Annotated in this window: 15 protein-coding genes; 4 read left to right on the top strand and 11 right to left on the bottom strand. The window is 37.3% G+C overall.

What is annotated here, in order from left to right; translation table 11 throughout:
- Positions 1 to 59 precede the first annotated feature (59 nt).
- The 3 genes from L647_RS0115840 to L647_RS0115830 all read right to left on the bottom strand — a co-directional run bounded on the left by L647_RS0115840 (position 60) and on the right by L647_RS0115830 (position 3,095).
- On the bottom strand, positions 60 to 1,289 hold the full coding sequence (locus tag L647_RS0115840) for an ammonium transporter (protein WP_024611923.1): 1,230 nt from the start codon (positions 1,287 to 1,289) through the stop codon (positions 60 to 62).
- A gap of 9 nt (positions 1,290 to 1,298) precedes the next feature.
- Complete coding sequence (locus tag L647_RS0115835; protein ID WP_024611922.1) at positions 1,299 to 1,637, bottom strand: P-II family nitrogen regulator; 339 nt, start codon at positions 1,635 to 1,637, stop codon at positions 1,299 to 1,301.
- 234 nt (positions 1,638 to 1,871) lie between these two features.
- Positions 1,872 to 3,095 carry a response regulator gene (locus L647_RS0115830; RefSeq protein ID WP_024611921.1) on the bottom strand — a complete coding sequence of 408 codons (1,224 nt, stop codon included), beginning with the start codon at positions 3,093 to 3,095 and terminating at the stop codon, positions 1,872 to 1,874.
- A 392-nt stretch (positions 3,096 to 3,487) separates the two neighbouring features.
- Here L647_RS0115830 and L647_RS0115825 point away from each other — a divergent pair, with 392 nt between their 5' ends.
- The gene (locus L647_RS0115825; RefSeq protein WP_024611920.1) at positions 3,488 to 5,005 is read left to right on the top strand and encodes a carboxypeptidase; all 1,518 of its coding nucleotides are present in this window, start codon (positions 3,488 to 3,490) and stop codon (positions 5,003 to 5,005) included.
- Positions 5,006 to 5,044: 39 nt separating this feature from the next.
- On the opposite strand, the gene L647_RS0115820 is transcribed toward L647_RS0115825, so the two are convergent.
- The 4 genes from L647_RS0115820 to L647_RS0115805 form a co-directional block, all read right to left on the bottom strand.
- Entirely contained in the window at positions 5,045 to 7,276 is a 2,232-nt protein-coding gene (locus tag L647_RS0115820; RefSeq protein WP_024611919.1) for an ATP-binding protein, read from the bottom strand.
- The gene (locus tag L647_RS0115815) at positions 7,263 to 8,072 is read right to left on the bottom strand and encodes a phosphate/phosphite/phosphonate ABC transporter substrate-binding protein (RefSeq protein ID WP_024611918.1); all 810 of its coding nucleotides are present in this window, start codon (positions 8,070 to 8,072) and stop codon (positions 7,263 to 7,265) included. Before L647_RS0115815 ends, L647_RS0115820 begins: the two co-directional genes overlap by 14 nt.
- A gap of 85 nt (positions 8,073 to 8,157) precedes the next feature.
- Positions 8,158 to 8,820: an START domain-containing protein gene (locus L647_RS0115810; protein WP_029880515.1), complete on the bottom strand. Its 663-nt coding sequence runs from the start codon at positions 8,818 to 8,820 to the stop codon at positions 8,158 to 8,160.
- Positions 8,821 to 8,825: 5 nt separating this feature from the next.
- Positions 8,826 to 10,346: a CYTH and CHAD domain-containing protein gene (locus L647_RS0115805; protein WP_024611916.1), complete on the bottom strand. Its 1,521-nt coding sequence runs from the start codon at positions 10,344 to 10,346 to the stop codon at positions 8,826 to 8,828.
- Positions 10,347 to 10,560: 214 nt separating this feature from the next.
- On the opposite strand from L647_RS0115805, the gene L647_RS0115800 reads away from it, so the two are divergent.
- On the top strand, positions 10,561 to 11,166 hold the full coding sequence (locus L647_RS0115800) for a TIGR04211 family SH3 domain-containing protein (RefSeq protein ID WP_024611915.1): 606 nt from the start codon (positions 10,561 to 10,563) through the stop codon (positions 11,164 to 11,166).
- A 39-nt stretch (positions 11,167 to 11,205) separates the two neighbouring features.
- Here L647_RS0115800 and L647_RS0115795 read toward each other — a convergent pair whose 3' ends face one another.
- A complete protein-coding gene (locus tag L647_RS0115795) occupies positions 11,206 to 11,688 on the bottom strand; it encodes a winged helix-turn-helix transcriptional regulator (RefSeq protein ID WP_024611914.1) in 483 nt (160 codons plus the stop codon).
- Positions 11,689 to 11,846: 158 nt separating this feature from the next.
- On the opposite strand from L647_RS0115795, the gene putA reads away from it, so the two are divergent.
- Positions 11,847 to 15,650, top strand: a complete 3,804-nt coding sequence (gene putA, locus L647_RS0115790; protein ID WP_024611913.1) for a bifunctional proline dehydrogenase/L-glutamate gamma-semialdehyde dehydrogenase PutA — start codon at positions 11,847 to 11,849, stop codon at positions 15,648 to 15,650.
- A 118-nt stretch (positions 15,651 to 15,768) separates the two neighbouring features.
- Positions 15,769 to 16,962 (top strand): HD-GYP domain-containing protein, encoded by a 1,194-nt coding sequence (locus tag L647_RS0115785; protein ID WP_024611912.1) that lies wholly within the window; start codon positions 15,769 to 15,771, stop codon positions 16,960 to 16,962.
- A 59-nt stretch (positions 16,963 to 17,021) separates the two neighbouring features.
- Here L647_RS0115785 and L647_RS0115780 read toward each other — a convergent pair whose 3' ends face one another.
- From L647_RS0115780 to L647_RS0115770, 3 genes are all read right to left on the bottom strand, one after another.
- Positions 17,022 to 18,140, bottom strand: a complete 1,119-nt coding sequence (locus L647_RS0115780) for a general secretion pathway protein GspB (protein ID WP_024611911.1) — start codon at positions 18,138 to 18,140, stop codon at positions 17,022 to 17,024.
- Between the two features lie 11 nt (positions 18,141 to 18,151).
- A complete protein-coding gene (locus L647_RS0115775; protein ID WP_024611910.1) occupies positions 18,152 to 19,069 on the bottom strand; it encodes an AAA family ATPase in 918 nt (305 codons plus the stop codon).
- Between the two features lie 154 nt (positions 19,070 to 19,223).
- Entirely contained in the window at positions 19,224 to 19,742 is a 519-nt protein-coding gene (locus L647_RS0115770; protein WP_024611909.1) for a DUF1566 domain-containing protein, read from the bottom strand.
- Positions 19,743 to 19,745 lie beyond the last annotated feature (3 nt).

Genomic DNA, 19,745 nt, shown 5'->3' with positions numbered 1-19,745 from the left:
AAAAAGCTCTACCGAAGTAGAGCTTTGAGTGAACACACTATTATTCAAAAAAACAAATTTTAGCCATTACGAACTGATACAAACTCAGGGTATGCTTCAATACCACAGTCGTGTTGATCCATACCATTTAGCTCTTCTTCTTCTGTAACGCGTATTCCCATTGTTTTATTTAGCACAGTCCAAACAATGAACGATGTGATAAAAACAAACCCAGTAATACAAAGAAGACCAATCAACTGAGTAACAAAACTTGCCTCGCCATGTGTAAGTGGAACTAACATAATACCTAGTGCGCCACACGTACCGTGTACAGAAATAGCACCTACTGGGTCATCAATTTTAATTTTATCAAGCGCTATAATACTAAATATAACAAGCGCACCACCAAGTAGACCAAGTAAACAAGCCATTAATGGTGAAGGAGATAGAGGGTCAGCTGTTATAACAACTAAGCCTGCTAATGCACCATTTAAAACCATTGTTAAATCTGATTTACCCCAAAGTACTTTACATACAAACAGTGCAGACACAGCACCCATTGCTGCAGCAGCATTAGTGTTAAGTAGTATTTGGCCAACTGCAGTTGCATTTTCTTTATCAGAAATTAGTAATTGCGAACCACCATTAAAACCAAACCAACCCATCCATAAAATAAATGTACCTAATGTAGCAAGCGGCAAGTTAGAGCCTGGTATTGGGTAAATTTCTCCATTTTTACCATATTTACCTTTACGTGCTCCTAATATTAAAACACCAGCCAATGCGGCAGCTGCGCCTGCACCATGCACAATTGCAGACCCTGCAAAATCAACAAAACCCATTGCATCCAAAAACCCTTCGCCCCATTTCCAGTAACCTTCAATTGGGTAGATAAATCCAGTAAGCACAACGGTAAAAGCTAAGAAAGCCCATAGTTTCATACGTTCAGCAACTGCACCCGATACAATAGACATAGCTGTTGCAACAAACACTACTTGAAAGAAAAAGTCAGACTCTAAAGAGTGACTAGCATTAGCATCTTGCGTACCAATTAAAGCGCCTATCGAAGGAATAATTCCCCCTTTGTCATTGCCTACATACATAATATTGTAGCCAACAAGTAAAAACATCGTACAAGCTATTGAGTATAACGCGATATTTTTAGTTAAAATTTCAGCCGTGTTTTTAGAGCGAACCAAACCCGCTTCTAACATGGCAAAACCTGCTGCCATCCACATTACTAATATACCTGATATCAAAAAATAGAAGGTATCGAGTGAAAACTTTAGTTCTAGTATTGTATTTTCCATGAGACCTCCTTAAAGCGCTTCTTCGTCAAGTTCACCAGTACGAATACGAACAATTTGATCTAAGTCGTATACAAAAATTTTACCATCACCAATTTTACCCGTTGAAGCAATTTTAGTAATTGCTTCTACAACGCGTTGACAGTTTTCAGTACGTGTTGCAATTTCAAGTTTAATTTTAGGAATAAAATCAACCTGGTATTCTGCACCACGATATAACTCTGTATGACCTCGTTGACGGCCGAAACCTTTAACGTCGACTACAGTCATCCCCTCAATACCTAAATCAGCAAGTGCTTCTCGCACATCGTCTAATTTAAATGGTTTTATTATTGCACTAATCATTTTCATAGTGGCCCCCTTTGGACGCTTATTGTTATTCTGTTTGATAGATACAATCCAACCTTTGTGCCACTATTTTATATAAATTAAAAACAATAACTTAAGTTAAAAAGCAAAATAAAAGACAAAAAAAACGCACCATCTAGGTGCGTTAATTTAACAAGTTAGCTACATTGGTGCATTGAGTGTTTTATTCTTCTTTAAAAGCGACTAAAAACCTTAAATCAGACAACGCTTTATTTTCTATACTATACAGTTACGACCTCTACTTTTAGCTTCATACAAAGCGGTATCGGCAACGCGCATTGCATCAGTAAGACTGGTATTTTGAAAATCTGCGACACCTATACTTGTTGTGATGGTTAATGGCTTATCTGTAATAGAAAAATCATAACTTGCCATTTTCTTTCTAAATGCTTCTAAATATTCACGCCCTCGGGCAAGCTCTATATCAGGTAAGATAATCGCAAACTCTTCACCGCCTACTCGTGCAACCGTAAAGTTTGAAAACGTAGAGCGCATTAATGAACCGACTTGTTTTAAAGCCTGATCACCACCTTCATGCCCAAATGTGTCATTAATTTTTTTGAAAAAATCAATATCAAGCAATGCAAGCGTGTTTTTTTGATTTTTATTTTTTAATAGTTTTTCTGCATATTGATAAAAGTAACGGCGATTATAAAGCCCTGTTAAATGATCTCTAAAGGCACTTTCTTTTATGTCGGCTATTAAAGAAAGCTGCTCCATTGTTTGTAATACTCGACAATGAAACTCTTCATTCATAAATGGTTTTGTTAAAAAATCATTTGCACCATATTTAATAAATCGTGCAGACAAACCATGCTTGCCGGCACCTGATAAACCAATAATGGCCAAATCGTCGCGACCTCTAAAATTTCTCACTGCTTTAACAAGCTCGAAGCCATCCATTGTAGGCATTGCATAATCGGTCATTAATAATTTTATATCTGGATTAGCTTTTAATATATCAAGGGCTTGCTGACCGTCGTGGGCGTCTGTTACATCAAACAGTTGTTTTTGAAGCATTTGCTTCATCAAAGAACGACTCAGCATTGAATCATCTGCTATAAGTGCCTTACAGCCTTGGTTTCTTAATAGCTGAGCAACTAGCTTAACGGCGTAATGATACGAATCACGATTATCTTTAATAACATAATCAACAACACCGAGTTCGAGCATTTGCTGGCGTTTATATTCATCAATTTTAGATGTTAGAACAACTGTTGGTATTTTTTTAGTTAAAGTGTACTGCGCAACTTCACCGTGTGGTGCATCGGGTAAAGTTAAATCAACTAAGGCGAGTGAATAATTATGTTTTTCAACATATGTTTTGCATTCAGCTAAGGACCATGCAAAATCAATTGCAACATCAAGGTACTGCGCAGTTAAGTGGCGTAGAACCTGTTGCACTACTTTACTGTCTTCTACCACTAATACTCTTTGCATAGACCTTCTCTTTACTTCTGATTAATTTTTATAGCCGTAACTACAAATAAAAAATAATAAAACTATATTTTTGCAGCTTTAAACTACAAAAAAGAGTAAATAAAACATCCGGTAAGTATTGTTGTAATGTGCTTTAAAGATTAAAGCGTATTCCATTAGATTTATTGAATGAGCTTGTATACAAAAAAGATACAAACTAGAACGCAAATATACCGTATTTTCGTAACCACCTAAATAAATAAACATAAAATAGTGTTAATAAGGTGCATTACACAGCTCTTTAACACTTATTATTTTTACTTAACCAGTATTATCGGCCACTAGTCTCAATACCTTTGTTATTTCTCTCATTTTTATCTTTAATAGCGTATCAACAATAATAAGGATACTCCATGAAGCTTAGTCGTATTATCGGTTTACCGGTAACTGTTATTGCATTAATACTCAGCACTGCCTCATTTGCAGATAATCAACGTCGTATAGATGTTGATAGTAAGGTTGTAACTCAGCATAAAGCTAAAATAAATGGTCAGCGCTTTACTTATACTGTAGCGACTGGCACACAGCCTGTTTGGGATGATAAAGGGGATGCCGTAGCCACATTGCAATACACTTACTACACACGCGATAAGGTAGACGATAGAACAACTCGTCCATTATTAATTTCGTTTAATGGCGGACCTGGCTCAGCCTCTGTATGGATGCATCTTGCATATACGGGTCCTCGCGTATTAAAAATTGATGACGAAGGCTACCCTATTCAACCATATGGTGTAAAAGATAACCCTTACTCCGTGCTCGATATCGCCGATATTGTGTATGTAAACCCCGTTAATACTGGTTACTCTCGTGTACTTGAAAACGATAAAGGTGAAATTTTATCTAAAGCAGAACAAAAGAAAATGTTTTTTGGTGTAAATGCCGATATTAAATACCTTGCAGAGTGGCTTAATACTTTTGTAAATAGAGCTGAGCGCTGGCGCTCTCCTAAATTCTTAATTGGTGAGAGCTACGGTACAACACGTGTATCTGGTCTTGCTCATGAGCTACAAAACAGTCAATGGATGTATATAAACGGTGTTGTACTTGTATCACCTACCGATATTGGTATTAAACGCGACGGCCCAATTAAAGCAGCTAACCGCCTGCCTTACTTTGCAGCAACAGCTTGGTACCACAAAGCGCTTAAAGCCGACTTACAAGCCAAAGACCTAGATGAGTTATTACCTGAAGTAGAGCTGTTTACTGTAAACGAATTAATTCCAGCACTTGCAAAAGGTGGTTTTATTAATCCTGACGAGAAACGTCGAGTTATTACAAAGATGGCGCACTACGCAGGTTTATCAGAAAAGTTTGTTGAGCAAAATAACTTAGATATCCCTACTCAATTCTTTTGGAAAGAGTTGCTACGAGAACGAGGACAAACTGTTGGTCGTCTCGATTCTCGCTATTTAGGAATGGATAAACGCGATGCTGGAGAATCTCCTGACTATTGGGCAGAACTTACGTCTTGGTTACACTCATTCACACCTGCTATTAATCACTATTTACGCGAAAAGTTAAACTATAAAACAGATGTAAAATATAACTTATTTGGCAACGTACATCCGTGGGATAGAACCGGTAACAATACAGGTGAGAATTTACGCTTGGCAATGGCGCAAAACCCTTACTTAAACGTAATGATTCAGTCTGGCTATTTTGATGGCGCAACCAATTACTTTGACGCTAAATATACATTATGGCAATTAGATCCAAGCGGAAAAATGAAAGATCGTTTGAGTTTCAAAGGCTATAGAAGTGGACACATGATGTACCTTCGTCATGCTGATTTAGAAAGTTCTAATAACGATTTACGTGACTTTATTGAACAAGCTTTACCTAAAGCAGGACAAGCCGCAAAATACTAAAAACATCTATAAACATAAAATGGCTCCTTAAGAGCCATTTTATGTGTGCTTTTCATGTCGCAAACAATAGCTTTTAAGTTGAGTTATTACATCGTTAAAACATAACTCTAAATCACTTATTATTTCGCTTTTAACAGCTTTCTTTTCTGCAAGCAATTCAACGTGCTCGCATAATTGGGCAAGTTTTAAAGCAGCGACTGATTTGGATGAAGACTTTAAACCATGCGCCTGAAACGCTAAGTCAGTGTAGTTTTCGCTTATCGCGTAAGCATTTATTAGTTTTACTTGCTCACCTGCTGTTTGTAAAAATGCGTTAAATATCATGCAGTGAATAGCTGGATCATCGCCTAACATCGCTTTTAATAGTGTAATATCTAATTGATCAAAGCTATCTGAAACTATATCTTTAATATCTTGTTTTTCTATACTTGTATTTACCAATGCTTTCGAGTGCTTCATTAGTAGCGTCTTTAATTTAACAAGTTCTATTGGTTTTGTTAAAAAGTCATTCATCCCACTGTTATAACAATTATCTATATTACTTTTAGTAATATTTGCAGTAATTGCTATTATAATAAGTTCGTTAAAAGAGCTATGTTCACGTATTTTTTTTGCTAAGCCTAATCCGTCAAGTAAAGGCATTTGAATATCAGTTAATAAAATATCAAAGTTATTACTTTGCAGGATTTGCCACGCTTGTTCTCCATTACTTACAAAAGTAGAGCTAACTCCTAACATGGTTAGTTGTTGCTTTAAAACTTGTTGATTTGTTACCTGATCCTCAGCAACTAAAACTTCAAGAGTAGGCAATGTTACTGCATCTAAATTTTGCTTAGTTATCTCAGGCACTTGTTCTTGTTCAGGTAAATTTGCTTGTTCAAAACAGTTAAACGTTACGGTAAAACAAGAACCTTGATCTAACTCGCTTTGTACACTAAGCACTCCTTGCATACGCTCAATTAGCTCCTTAGTTATTACTAAGCCTATGCCTGTACCATTTACTTTGCTGGTTTCTGCACCTAAACGATCGAAAGGTTTAAATAAACGAGAAATATAATCAGAAGCAAAACCGCACCCTGTATCTATTACGTCTATTTCACATTGCTTTGTGCTCAAAACCCTACAGTTAATATTGATACTACCATTAGGCTTGTTATATTTAATCGCATTAGACAGCAAGTTAAGCATTACTTGCTTAAAGCGACGTTGATCAATATAAATACTTAACCCATTAAGTGATTCAAAGCCTTGAGTTGTAAGTGTAATCGATTGCTCATTAACCAGTTCTGTTACTAATTCTACTGACTCTTCTAATATATTTTTAACTGGAACGTAAGAAAAATTAAATTGCATATTACCCGACTCAATCGAAGTTAAATCAAGCACATCGTCTATAAGTAATAATAAATGCTCACCTGCTTGATAAATGCTTTTAGCGTTTTCCTTATGTACTTTATTTGCTTTTTCATCGTAACCATACAGTTGAGCCAAACCCAAAATTGCGTTTAAGGGTGTTCTTAACTCATGGCTCATACTTGCCATAAAATCAGATTTTGCTTTACTTGCAGACTCAGCTTGAATACGTAATATGTTTAACTTTTGATGGTTGCTAGCAACTTCATTAACCATGCTATTAAATGCATTAATAACACGACCAACCTCATTTTTTTGTTGTTTGTCTATGTGGCAATCAAAATCACCTTTAGCTAAACGTGCAAACCCTAGTTTTAACGTTCTCAAAGGTGACGTAACTCTATAATCTACCAGCCAAGCCAAGCCTATAAAAACGACAACTAAAATTATAAACTGTATGTATATTAACGTGTAATGGAGTTTTGATGATTCATTTATTTCATTTGTAAAGTTAACAACCAAGCTAATATTAGCAAGTGATTTATCTAAAAATTCAACCTGTTGAAATAACAACATATCACCATTCTCATTAGTCCCTATCCATGTTTCGAGTGGGTACAACTGATTTCCTGTTTCAGAATCAACAATTTTTATGCTTTTCCAATTAGGACGGGTTTGCAACTGGCTGTCTATTTCTTCATAAAGCTCTGCATATTGCCTAGTTAATAATGGTGTAGTAAGCGAGGTAGATAATTGAACTAAAGAACGCTGAGCTGCTTTTGATAAACCATCATTTACCCAGCGTGCCTGTTCAGGTAATGCGTAAAATATAAAAAGAAAAGCCATTAGTAGTCCACAAAGCAATACCACAATAAAGCTTTGCGCTCTTAAACTACGAAACCCTCTAATTTTCAACATAAAATGAGCGTAAGCCCCATTGGGTTAACTGTTGGTATTCAGCTAATGTTGCAATACTCGGCTTAATAATTGGGATCTCTTCAAGCAAATATTTAAATTCTGGATCTTGTCCAATACTTAAAATAGCCTGCTGTACTTTTAGCTGTATTGCAGGGTCAACCCTTGGATGAGCAACAATTGGATGACGGCTTATTTCACGTGTTTTATAAAGTATATCAAGCTTATTTTGTAAGTTTTCTGGTTGTTGCTTAAACGTACCCATTACACCACCACCAGCCATAGTTGAGTGCAACGCTACATTTAAATAGACCGATGGATGGGTTTGAACATAAACCGGTTTAATAGTTATTCCGTGTAATAAAGCTAAGTCGGCTCTCATTAGTAATGAAGCACCTAATGCATTTGGTGCTGGAAATGCAATCTCAGCCCCTTCAAGCTGGCTTAACTTAGTAATACCGCTGTCTTTATTTACAACTAAAATACCTTGAAGTTTACGCCCTGCATCTTTTATTAACGGTAAATACCCTTGTTTTTCATGTGCTATAACACTATGCCAAGGATTCATATAAGCAAAATCGTATTCACCATTAGCAAAAGCTTGTTCAAATACAGGGATCGATTCAACCGTAATTAACTTAATCGTCACTCCGGTCTGTTTACTTACTTGTTTAAGCAAAGGCTGCCAAATTGCATTTAGCTTTTGTGACTCATACTGTGGCACAACACCAAAGGTATACTCTTGAGCAAATAATAATGAACTGTGCATTAAACATAATATAGCCACTAAATACTTCATTAAATCTCCAAATAATAGCGCGTAATTATTATTAGCTTAGTTAAATACTGAGAAACCCACCATAAAATTATTATTTATTCGGTATTTAACACTGACCAGCTTTAATAATAGGCGGTTTTGCTTGATATTCTTTGCTAATAAGTATGTTGCGTAAATTTACGAGAGTTTTATGAGTACTTTTAAGTCCCACTTTATTATTAAGCCATGTAGGAATAGAGCCGCCTGGTAAAGCATAAATCTGATAGACAATATTTAAATCGTCACCTTGTTTGGTCAACAACCAGTGTGCATTTAAAGTAATAACTCTTACAACCCCTTTGGCACGAGGTAGCGAGTCGGCTCTAGCCTTAACTACTAACTGGCTTTGAGTTGGTGTTAGTTGTGAGTAGCAGGAATAAGTAATTACATCTCTATTAGCAACAGGCCAAGGAGAGTCAAAGTAACTATACACAAGGTTTTCGGATGGGCTTAAATGCTTAATAACATTTACTTTTGAGGCGTTTTCTATCCATTGGGGTGCGGTGTTTGTATCGCTAAGCAATTCTAAAAAATCATTAGCATTTACATTACTTACTGTAACTACCCCTCTTACTTCAAATGTATTATCACTGTGGCTTTGATAATACACACTTACTCCACCTTTGTTATTATACAATTGCCATTTAGGCTCAGAGTAAGCGTTAAAACATTGAACTAAAAATAAAATACTAATGCACCTTTGTAAAAAATTAACGTTACAAAAGTGCATTGTTGTTATTGCCAATAAGGTTTTATATCAAACGAAGCTAGTCGGCTTTGCTCCATAGCACTGATTAAATATTCAGATTTTTGATCAAGCCAAGATTGAATTTTTGCTAAATGTTCATCCTCTTGACCCGCACATAGTTGCTTTAAATACTCCAAAGTACTCAGCTCATACATACCATGAGAAATATCTAACCAAGGTAACCTAAACTCTAACCGTTCTTCTTTATCAAATAAAGTACCGAGGCAATTACCACTTAGTAGACTATTTTCAAGCTGCGAACGTAAATCAAGATAACCAACAACATCCATTGTTTGTTCTTTTGGCAATAGTTGATGTAAGTTTTTCCAGTCTTTATTAAAAAGTCTATTAGCAATTGACGATACAGGTTTCTCTGCAGCTTGAAGCTCTACTTGTCCCCAATCTTTACGCCATTGCTTATCAATCAACCAAGTTGTTAGTGACAGTAATAAGCGGTTATAACGTGCGCTATGAAACAGTGCGTTAATATCATCAATACTCGGTTGTAGTTCTTTTAAATCGCCGATAACTTGCGCCAACGCGGGAGCTGCATTTATTTTTTTATAAAAAGCATGGCGTTTAGATGTATATGTTTTTAACTGAATTGCATTTTCTACCCATGCTAATTCACTTAATAGCCACTTAAGTTCTGTACGTAAATGTTCTGTACTCTCTTTAGACACAATATCGTCGTATAACCAAAAAGTATGGCGGATTAAACTAATGCCATCGGTTACTCTTTTTAGTGTTTTTAAGCTCGGCTTGTCAAAATAGCATTGCTCATGTTTTTGCACAAAACGAATACCAAAGTTCATTGCTGCTGTTAACGCACTTTCTTGACTTGCGTTACTTGGCAATTGAACAAAACCTATAGACTTGCTTGGTTTTAATGGTTTTTCATCTGCAAGGCGATAACCACGAGCAGCTTTAGAATATAATCCTAAACGAATACAGTTTTGGCTAACCAATAGGTCTGCAAAAGCAAACAACTCACTACGGCTTCCCTCAACAAGTTCAATTTCTAACTCGCTAATAATCTCAACTTTGCCCGCAGCTGCAACTTCACCTTTATCTAAAACAACTTCAATTTTGCCACCTGTTTCGGTTTCGATTAACCAAGTACGGCGAATAAAGTTAGTACTAAATATGGGATATAGGTTTTTAGAAACGCTACTCACCTGCATGCCATGCGGCCAAATATTGGCATTAAAAGCCATTAAATTAGGACGATTTGACTCAATAGGTAAATTGTACTCAGGTCGTTGATGCAAACCGCCAACAACTTCACCGGCAAGCTTTATAGTTTGCTCGCATTGGGTATCGGCACAACGTGTCCTAAAGCCAATATCAAGCGCTCTAAGCTCACGGCTTGGCGTATCATAATAAGCATTTTGTAAACTACGCGATGGCTTATTAATAACTGTTTTTGCAAATTGAGTAATTAATGAGGGGATCAGTGGAATAACGGCATCTGACACCAAAAACTTCAGTTCTATCTCAGTATCCATTCGGTTTGCGGATTACCTTTAAAATAAATAAGTGCTCAAAATAAACAAAGCGCATCCACAATGCAAATTTTTTAACCTTATTTATCCATCAAAACCAGAGCTGAGTTACAATATCAGTCTTGCTATTACGTTATTTAATCCATACTATCTAACTACTTATGTGAAATAAAAATCATGTTCATAACGGACGCAGTTAGATCAACAAGGTAGATAAATGCTAAAACATTGTTTATTAGGGCTACTTTTAACAGCCACCACATTTATGAGTTATGCAGAAGAAGCGCAAGTAACCAACTCATCTGATGCAAAAACCGCTTATATTATCGATAATTTATATACATTTATGCGCTCTGGCGCGAGTAAAAATTATCGACTACTCGGCTCTGTAGATGCTGGAACAAAGTTAACCTTGTTATCTGCTGAAGAAAACGGCTTTATTAAAATTAAAGATGATAAAGATCGAGAAGGTTGGATAGAATCTAAGTTTGTTACTAAAACAGCAGGATTACATCAGCAATATAAAACGCTTAGTAGCGAAATGAGCACGATGCAAGAAAACCTTCGCCAAGCTCAAATAGAACTTCCGCAACTGCAAGAACAAAATCAAACTTTAACTGATCAAAACTTACAATTATCTGATCAGATCACTAAATTAAAAACAACGCTTGAACAAGAGCGCACTCAAAAAGAAGCAGCAAGCTCTAAAGAGAAACGCCAATTGCTAACTTACGGTGGTGCTATCGCATTTTTGGGTCTGTTTTTAGGTATTATTTTAACCATAGTGTTGTCGCGTCGTAAACGCTACGAAGGTTGGGCGTAATGCTTAAATGATGTGGGATAAAATCCCGCATCGTTATTTTTAAATATCTATTATTAATCCGTCGTCTTTTTTAATTTTTTCAATCACCATATAAGTATGATGCGTACCAACGCCTGGAATATCCACTAAATCACCAAGAACTTGTCTATATTCTTCCATATTAGAAACACGTATTTTTAATAAGTAATCATAACCACCAGCAACCATATCGCATTCAACTACTTGTTGTATTCTTAAAATATGTTCTCTAAATACCTTAAACACAGCCGTGTTAGAAGCAACAAGTGATACTTGCACATGTGCAACTAAACTTTGATTAAGTTTTGCTTCGCTAAGCTTAGCGTAGTAGCCTTCGATATAGCCTTCTTGCTCTAATCGTTTTACACGATCAAGACATGGGCTTGCACTCAAATTAACCTGTTTTGCGAGGTTAACATTTGAAATTCTGCCGTTCTTTTGTAGAACGTCTAATATGGCTAAATCGATACGATCTAGCATGCGTAATCTATTTGGAATTGTCATAACAGAATTTTATGCGGATAAGTTAAATTTATGCCCTGTAAATTATCGTAAAACGCGAAATTTAACCAGCATATTCTGCTGAAATTTAATTAGAATGCACTCACTATATCACTGGTAATTAATTTTACTTTAAATCTAAACACTCCTGGGAGTTGCTTATGTTATTCAAAGGCGATTTGACAACACACTGTCCTATTAGACAGAAAATTCGTGACTTTTACCGCATTGACGAGAATGCGGTTATTGATCATATTTTACCGCTTGCAGAAGTAGGTGTAAAAGCACGAAGTCGTGCATGGGAAAGAGCTCGCCAGATTGTTTTAAACATTCGTAAAGAGCAAGATGGGCAAGGCGGTGTTGATGCGCTTTTAAATGAATTCTCACTCTCTAGTGAAGAAGGCGTAGTATTAATGTGTTTGGCCGAAGCTTTACTTCGCGTTCCAGACAAAGCAACACAGGATGTTTTAATCCGTGACAAACTAGCTAAAGGTGATTGGAGTTCTCACTTAGGAAGCAGCGATTCTTTATTCGTAAATGCGTCTTCTTGGGGTCTACTAGTTACCGGTAAAATGGTTAACTACACAGACAAAACGAAAGAACAGCAGTTTGGTATGCTTAAAAAGACCATTGGTCGTTTAGGTGAACCCGTTATTCGTAAATCTGTAAATTTTGCTATGAAAATTATGGGTAAGCAATTCGTTATGGGTCGTACCATTGACGAAGCAATTGAACGCGCTGCCGATACAGAGCAAAAGGGTTATGTATATTCTTACGATATGCTAGGCGAAGGCGCGCGCACAATGAAAGATGCGAAGCGTTACTTTGACAGCTACATGAATGCAATACACTCTATTGGTAAAGCGGCAAATGGTCGTGGTCCAATAAAAAGCCCAGGTATTTCAGTTAAGCTTTCAGCAATCCACCCTCGTTATGAATTCACTCATAAAGACCGTGTAATGAAAGAAATTGTACCAAAGCTAAAAGAGCTTGCACTTGCTGCTAAAAAATACGATATCGGCTTTACCGTTGATGCAGAAGAAGCAGACCGTCTAGATATTTCTCTTGATGTTATTGAAGCCGTATTTAGCGATAAAGATTTAGGCGATTGGCAAGGGTTTGGTTTAGCTGTGCAAGCGTATCAAAAGCGCGCTATTTTTGTTATTGAATGGCTAACAGAACTTGCGACCCGTGTTGGTCGTAAAATGATGGTACGTTTGGTTAAAGGCGCTTACTGGGATACAGAAATCAAAACCACACAGCAAGACGGTTTAGACCACTACCCCGTATTTACACGTAAAGCGACAACTGACGTTTCTTATAAAGCATGTGCAATTAAAATGCTCGAAGCGCGCGACGTACTTTACCCGCAATTTGCAACGCATAACGCTTATACTGCTGCCACTATTTTAGAAGTTGCAAAAGGTGATAACACAGGCTTTGAATTTCAACGTTTGCACGGTATGGGTGAATCTTTATTTGACCAAATCGTTAACGAAGAAAAAATCCAATGTCGTGTATATGCACCCGTAGGTCAGCACGAAGACTTACTCGCTTACTTAGTACGTCGATTACTAGAAAATGGCGCTAACTCATCATTTGTAAATGCAATTGTAGATACAACTAAACCTGTTGAATCGTTACTGCCAGATCCAGTTGAAACACTGCAAGGTTTACGTAATAAGTACAATACGCAAATTAAAATGCCAATTGATTTATACGGTGAAGAACGCGCTAACTCTAAAGGCATGGATTTAACCGATATAAACGTTATTACCCCTTTCAAAGAAAACCTTGAAATCTGGTTTAACGAGAATTTAATTGAGCAAAGCCAAGTACCTGAAGGCTCGCTTGCAGTTAAAAACCCAGCTAACCATAAAGAAATTATTGGTCACGTTAAATTGCAAACTGGCGAAGAAATGAAAGTATTGCTTGCTAATGCTGAAGCTGCTTTTGAATCATGGTCGCAAACATCAGTAAAAGAGCGTGCTAATTTGCTGCGTCGAATTGCTGATATTTTAGAGCGTCATCACGACGAACTCGTTGCTATATGTATTAAAGAAGCAGGTAAAGTAGCGCAAGACGGTATTGATGAAGTACGTGAAGCCGTAGACTTTTGTCGTTATTATGCAGCGCGCGCAGAAGACTTATCGCAAGATGAGCGTTTTGAAGCCCGTGGCGTTATTTTATGTATTAGCCCATGGAACTTCCCTCTCGCTATTTTCTTAGGTCAAGTTGCTGCTGCTATTGTTACTGGTAATACAGTTATTGCAAAACCAGCAGAGCAAACAAGCTTAATCGCATTACGTGCAATTGAACTTATGCTATCTGTTGGTTTACCTGAGCATGTTGTTCAGCCTGTTATTGCTCGCGGTAGCGAAGTAGGTAAAGTGATAGTGCCTGATGAGCGAATTCAAGCAATTATGTTCACGGGTTCTACCGAAACAGGTACCATCATTTCACAAACACTCGCTGCTCGTAACGATATTCAAGTACCGCTAATTGCAGAAACTGGTGGTCAAAACTGTATGATTGTTGACTCAACAGCCCTTCCTGAACAAGTAGTTGATGATGTAATCAGCTCTGGTTTTCAAAGTGCGGGTCAACGCTGTTCAGCTCTTCGTGTTTTATTCATTCAAGAAGACGTAGCCGATGGCATTATTGAAATGCTTAAAGGCGCATTAGCTGAATTACACATTGGTGACCCATCGTTACTTTCTACCGACGTAGGACCTGTAATTGACGAAAAAGCACTTAAAAACTTAAACGATCACGTTGAGTATTTAAAAGGCAATGCAACACTTCATTACGAGTGCAAAATTCCTGACAATACGCAAAACGGTGCATTCTTTTTTGCGCCTCGTTTATATGAAATTAAAGACTTATCAGTACTTAAGCGCGAAGTATTTGGTCCATGTGTTCATATTGTTCGCTTTAAATCGAGCGAACTAGACGATGTAATGGATCAAATAAATAACACGGGCTATGGTCTAACAATGGGTGTGCATTCACGTATTGAAGAGCGTTGTGAGTACCTTGCTAAAATGTCACGTGCAGGTAATGTTTACATTAACCGAAACATGATTGGTGCAATTGTTGGTGTGCAACCATTTGGTGGCCGTGGTTTATCAGGTACTGGTCCTAAAGCTGGTGGCCCTAACTACCTACAACGCTTAGTGAAAGAAAAAGCATCACCAGATAACGTACAAATGACTAACCTAACGCCAGACGAACTTGATTTACACCACTACAGCGGTGCAAATGAGCAAGTTAAAAAGCTAATGGCTAATTCAATGCGAGATGAAAAAATTTGGCGTGCAACTCCATTAAACGACCGAGTTTCAGCTGTGCGTCAATTGCTTGCTAAAGTTGCTACGGTAGAAATTATCGACGATTTAGCAGACGATTTAGCATTAACATTATCTGAAGCGCGCGCACAACTTAATCGCCTTGAAAAACACATGCGTAAGTTTACAACCCTTCCTGGACCAACGGGTGAGTCTAATACACTTCATCTAGAGGCACGTGGTTGTGTAGTATGTTATGCAGATAAGAGCACTTCATTTAACTTCTGGGCATTATCAATTATTACCGCTATTGCAGCGGGTAATACGGTAATTACAGTAGCGTCTGAGTTGTTTTATGATGAAGCAGTCGCCTTTAAAGATAAATTTATCTCTACCGGTGTTGCTGAAGGTGTTTTCCAAGTAGCTAAACCTAATCAGTTACAAGCTATTTTGGCTCACCCTCATTTAGCGGGTGCGGTAGTTGCTGCTCGTTCGTCTCGTTTAGGCTACTTTAGCCAACAGCTTGCACAACGTAAAGGTGCTATTTTACCGGTAATTAGCTCAGAGTATTACGATACGCTAATTAAACGCCTTATTACCGAAAAAACTATCAGTATTGATACAACGGCATCAGGTGGTAACACATCACTAATGACACTCGTCGAAGACGATGAATAATTAATCTAATACTTTTTTAGTTAAAAATAAAATAAGGCACTGCAAAGTGCCTTTTTTATTTGGTAACACCGTATAACTTTGTTACTTTGTATATAGATTAGTCATATAAGTAATAAAATTGAAAATACTCCCTATCTCACAATTACTTCCTGGCATGTTTGTCCAAAACGTTACTAAGCAAACGGGCAAAATAAAAGTAAAAAGCCAAGGCTGGGTTAAAACCCAAACAAGTATAGATAAACTGATAAAAGCAGGCATTTTAGAAGTAGAAATTGACCCTGACAAAACACTCATTGACTCAGTTCCTGAAAAAGAACCAGTTAAGACACCTTCAGTAAAAATCAAACGAGATCCTTGGCAAAAAGCGCATAGTGCCGAGCAAGAAATGGGAAAAGCCAAAAAACTTTACGACGAAGCAAAAACACTGCAAATAAAAGCATTTAAAGATATAAAAGCGGGTCGAGATATAGATATTGCACCATTTAGAGAACTTGCTAGTGGCTTTATGGACTCCGTTTTTAGAAACCAAGATGCACTAGCGTGCCTCACACAAATGCGTCAAAAAGATGCCTATCTGCTCGAACATTCTATTAATGTATCTATCTTAATGAGTATTTTTGCAAAGCATTTAGGAATAGAAAAAGAAATTATAGAGCAGCTAACAACGGGTGCTCTATTACATGACATTGGTAAAATAAAAATCCCTGATGAAATTCTAAATAAACCAGGTCGCTTTACCGATGATGAATTTACGATAATGAAAAATCATGCACTTTATAGTAAAGAGATTTTAGAAGAGTCAGGATTAACTGGTGTTGCTGTTGATATAGCGGGTATGCACCATGAACGATTGGATGGTAAAGGCTATCCATTTGGTAAAAAAGGCGATGAAATAAGCCAGTATGTACGCATGGCTTCTATTGTAGATGTTTATGATGCACTTACAGCAGAGCGTGTTTACAAAGCCGGTATGGAGCCAATCAAGGCATTTAAAATATTGAAAGATGGATGCCCAGACAGCTTTGACCCTGTATTACTAACTAAGTTTATTCAATGTATTGGTATTCACCCAGTGGGTACATTAGTTAAACTCTCCAGCCAAAAAGTAGGGTTAGTAACAGAAAGCAACCCAACAGCACCATTAAAACCGGTGGTTAAAACATTCTATAGCGCTAAACATAGCCGTTACACGCAAATTCAGGACATTGATTTATCAAGCAAAAAAACTTCAGATTCGCTTGAGGCTGCGGTTAAACCCAAAGAATATAATATTGATTTAGAGCGTTTTTACAAAAATTCTATTTTACCTTAAGTGTATTAAGCTACTTCATTGAACGCAGTTAACTGCATATTGAAGTAGCTCCAACAGTTTTATTCAGGCCAGTCTTGTAAGGCTTTTAAACTAAATTCATACCCATCAAAATCCAGCACACTTTGCTCTGGTGTAATTTCTTGTACTGTAAGCGCTCCAATGCTTTCGCCTTCATGAAGCTCTCGTCCATTAAGTTTTATCCAGCGCTTATCGTTACTCGATGAGTAAATATGTGCTTGATACTTTATAGGCGGCAACATAATTTTTAGTCCATCAGGTAATAATTCTACAGGTCTAACTCTTGATGAATGGTACGTCCCTTGTGTTACTTCATAATCATTTGATTCTTGAGTTTCTTGAACCGCTTGGGCAAATGCATCTTTAAGCTTGTTAGACACTGCATCAAGTTCTGGATCATTTACCGTATTTTGTTTATTACTTAACTGACGACCCAATACTTTATATTTGCTCATATCAAGCTGCGCAGATTCTATATTCTGCTGTTGATTATTTTGCGATTGATTATTCTGAGGTTGATTATATTGAGGTTGATTATATTGAAGCTCAGGTACACTTTGAGTTTGCTGCTGATAACTTTGCTGATTAGGGTTAGCTTGGCTATAACCTTGCTGATTAGCCTGAACTGACGAACCATAAGCTTGAGAGTTATAAACTTGTTGATTTCTCGTTGGTGTAACATTGCCTTGGTTAGGCGCCATTGGCATATATTGCCCTTGCGGTGTTAATAACATTTGCTGAACACCATTTGGTGTTTGTACAAAAACTAACTGCCCTTGCAAAGTTTGACTATTTACTACTTGCTGAGGTGCTTGCTGCTGAACCGTCTTTTGAGCAACGCCTTGTAAAGGCGACTGAGCATTACTATCTGATTCATCTAAAGCTTTAGATTCTTTTTCAGATGCTACTTTAACAGGCGCTGCCTGTATTTTTGTAGTCGTTGTTATATTTTCAACGCTTTCACTTTGTAGCCACTTACCTGTAGCAAAACCACCCGCTACAACAATAAATGCAGCTAAACTTGTGCCAAAAACTAAAGCTAGTCTACGGTAACGTGTTAAAGCCTGCTGTTGTTTTAACTGTTCCGATTGCAAATCATATTGCTCAGCGCTCATATCTGTTTGTTGCGATTGCTTTAAAGCATCTAATAAATAAGACATAACTAACCCAACTATAATATAAATGAAAGCCCAACACCTGCTGCAAAAAAAGCAACAAAGCTAAAGCTATATGATAAAAGCGGCACTGTTTTTTGTGGCGTATTAGTTGAAGCGATAAAATCCATTGGAAGAGATTCTTGAGCTGATTTTTTAATAATATCAACATCAACAATTAATTGTTGCTTAGCAAATGTGCCAACTAAAGCTCGCTCACAAACTAAATTCATAAGCCGAGGAACACCACCAGTTAACTGGTGAACCGCTTGCATAGCATCCAACGAAAATATTCCTTTATCACATCCTGCAATATGCAACCGATGTTTAATGTATGCAATGGTTTGCCCTTGTGTAAGGGGCAGTAGATGATAACGCGCCGTTATTCTTTGAGCGAGTTGTCTCAGTTCATTCCGTTTTAGTAATTCTTGTAGCTCAGGTTGCCCCACTAAAACAATTTGTAATAATTTTTTATGGTCAGTTTCTATATTAGTTAATAAGCGTAACTGTTCTAATACGTCAGGCGCTAGCAGCTGCGCTTCATCAATAATAAGTATGGTGTGCCCACCCGCTTTATTATTTGTCTCGAGGTGCTTTTTTATAATATCAGTAAGGCTTTTAAGCGTTGCATTTTGTGTATCGTAGTTAATATTTAACTCGTCACAAATACTTGCTAACAATTCTAATTCTGAAAGCGCTGGGTTATGGATCATTGCCACTTGCGTGTTTTCAGGTAACTGTTCAAGCATACTTCGGGTAATAGTGGTTTTACCGGTTCCTACTTCACCTGTTAATAATACAAAACCACCGTCCTCTCCTAATCCGTAGGTAAGGTGTGCTAAGGCTTCTTTGTGTCGTTCACTTAAAAATAAATAATGAGGGTTAGGTGAGATGGAAAAAGGTTTTTCATTCAGACCAAAATAGCTTAAATACACCGTGATGTTCCTTCGTAATTAAATCACGGCCTATAATGGCAAAAAAACACGCTCAGTGACAACACTGTGAGTGCTTTATTATTGAAATAACGTAAATTTATGTAAAAGACAAAATACGCAACACAATATTGTGCTGCGCATGAGTAATAAACATTTACTTTTCGTAACGCATTAATCGTAAATACACACTGCTTGTTTTTGCATGCAGGCTATTTAGTCCACTATCAAACTGATACACCCAAGCAGAACTCATATTGCTGACACCTGAAGTATTAGACCAATAATTTTGCAGCTTAGTACCAAAAAACACATTTTCATTAATACTTGGTTCTGTGCAGCTGTGCTCTAAAATACTGGCGAGCTCTTTGATATTAGGTACTTGCCAATCATCATAATCTGCAGTGGTATCATTTAGCGCGCCGCGAAGCGCTTCTTGCCATGTTAACGAGGGCGTTGAGCCATCGCACGCACTTGTTTCACTATTATAAACTTGGCCGTAGCTGCAACGCTGCCACATTAAACCTGTTTCGCTATCAGATACTGTGCCATCAGTATTTATAGTAAACTGATCTGTCGGTGTTGTTGTATCAGCGCCGGCATAGCACGTTTGCTCAGCAGCAACATTAAAACTAAAACCCATCGCTGCTATTGTTAATAGTAATTTTAATTTCATAGC

It is taken from the genome of Pseudoalteromonas sp. TB64 (genome assembly GCF_000498095.1).
GTDB lineage: Bacteria > Pseudomonadota > Gammaproteobacteria > Enterobacterales > Alteromonadaceae > Pseudoalteromonas.
The sequence above is the reverse complement of the archived record's forward strand: the minus strand, read 5'-3'. Positions and strand labels throughout refer to the sequence as shown.

What these genes read in the sequence shown, in the direction of transcription:
- L647_RS0115840 (WP_024611923.1), bottom strand. Translation starts at nt 1,289, where the DNA reads ATGGAAAATACAATACTAGAACTAAAGTTTTCACTCGATACCTTCTAT.
- L647_RS0115835 (WP_024611922.1), bottom strand. Translation starts at nt 1,637, where the DNA reads ATGAAAATGATTAGTGCAATAATAAAACCATTTAAATTAGACGATGTG.
- L647_RS0115830 (WP_024611921.1), bottom strand. Translation starts at nt 3,095, where the DNA reads ATGCAAAGAGTATTAGTGGTAGAAGACAGTAAAGTAGTGCAACAGGTT.
- L647_RS0115825 (WP_024611920.1), top strand. Translation starts at nt 3,488, where the DNA reads ATGAAGCTTAGTCGTATTATCGGTTTACCGGTAACTGTTATTGCATTA.
- L647_RS0115820 (WP_024611919.1), bottom strand. Translation starts at nt 7,276, where the DNA reads ATGTTGAAAATTAGAGGGTTTCGTAGTTTAAGAGCGCAAAGCTTTATT.
- L647_RS0115815 (WP_024611918.1), bottom strand. Translation starts at nt 8,072, where the DNA reads ATGAAGTATTTAGTGGCTATATTATGTTTAATGCACAGTTCATTATTA.
- L647_RS0115810 (WP_029880515.1), bottom strand. Translation starts at nt 8,820, where the DNA reads ATGCACTTTTGTAACGTTAATTTTTTACAAAGGTGCATTAGTATTTTA.
- L647_RS0115805 (WP_024611916.1), bottom strand. Translation starts at nt 10,346, where the DNA reads ATGGATACTGAGATAGAACTGAAGTTTTTGGTGTCAGATGCCGTTATT.
- L647_RS0115800 (WP_024611915.1), top strand. Translation starts at nt 10,561, where the DNA reads ATGCTAAAACATTGTTTATTAGGGCTACTTTTAACAGCCACCACATTT.
- L647_RS0115795 (WP_024611914.1), bottom strand. Translation starts at nt 11,688, where the DNA reads ATGACAATTCCAAATAGATTACGCATGCTAGATCGTATCGATTTAGCC.
- putA (WP_024611913.1), top strand. Translation starts at nt 11,847, where the DNA reads ATGTTATTCAAAGGCGATTTGACAACACACTGTCCTATTAGACAGAAA.
- L647_RS0115780 (WP_024611911.1), bottom strand. Translation starts at nt 18,140, where the DNA reads ATGTCTTATTTATTAGATGCTTTAAAGCAATCGCAACAAACAGATATG.
- L647_RS0115770 (WP_024611909.1), bottom strand. Translation starts at nt 19,742, where the DNA reads ATGAAATTAAAATTACTATTAACAATAGCAGCGATGGGTTTTAGTTTT.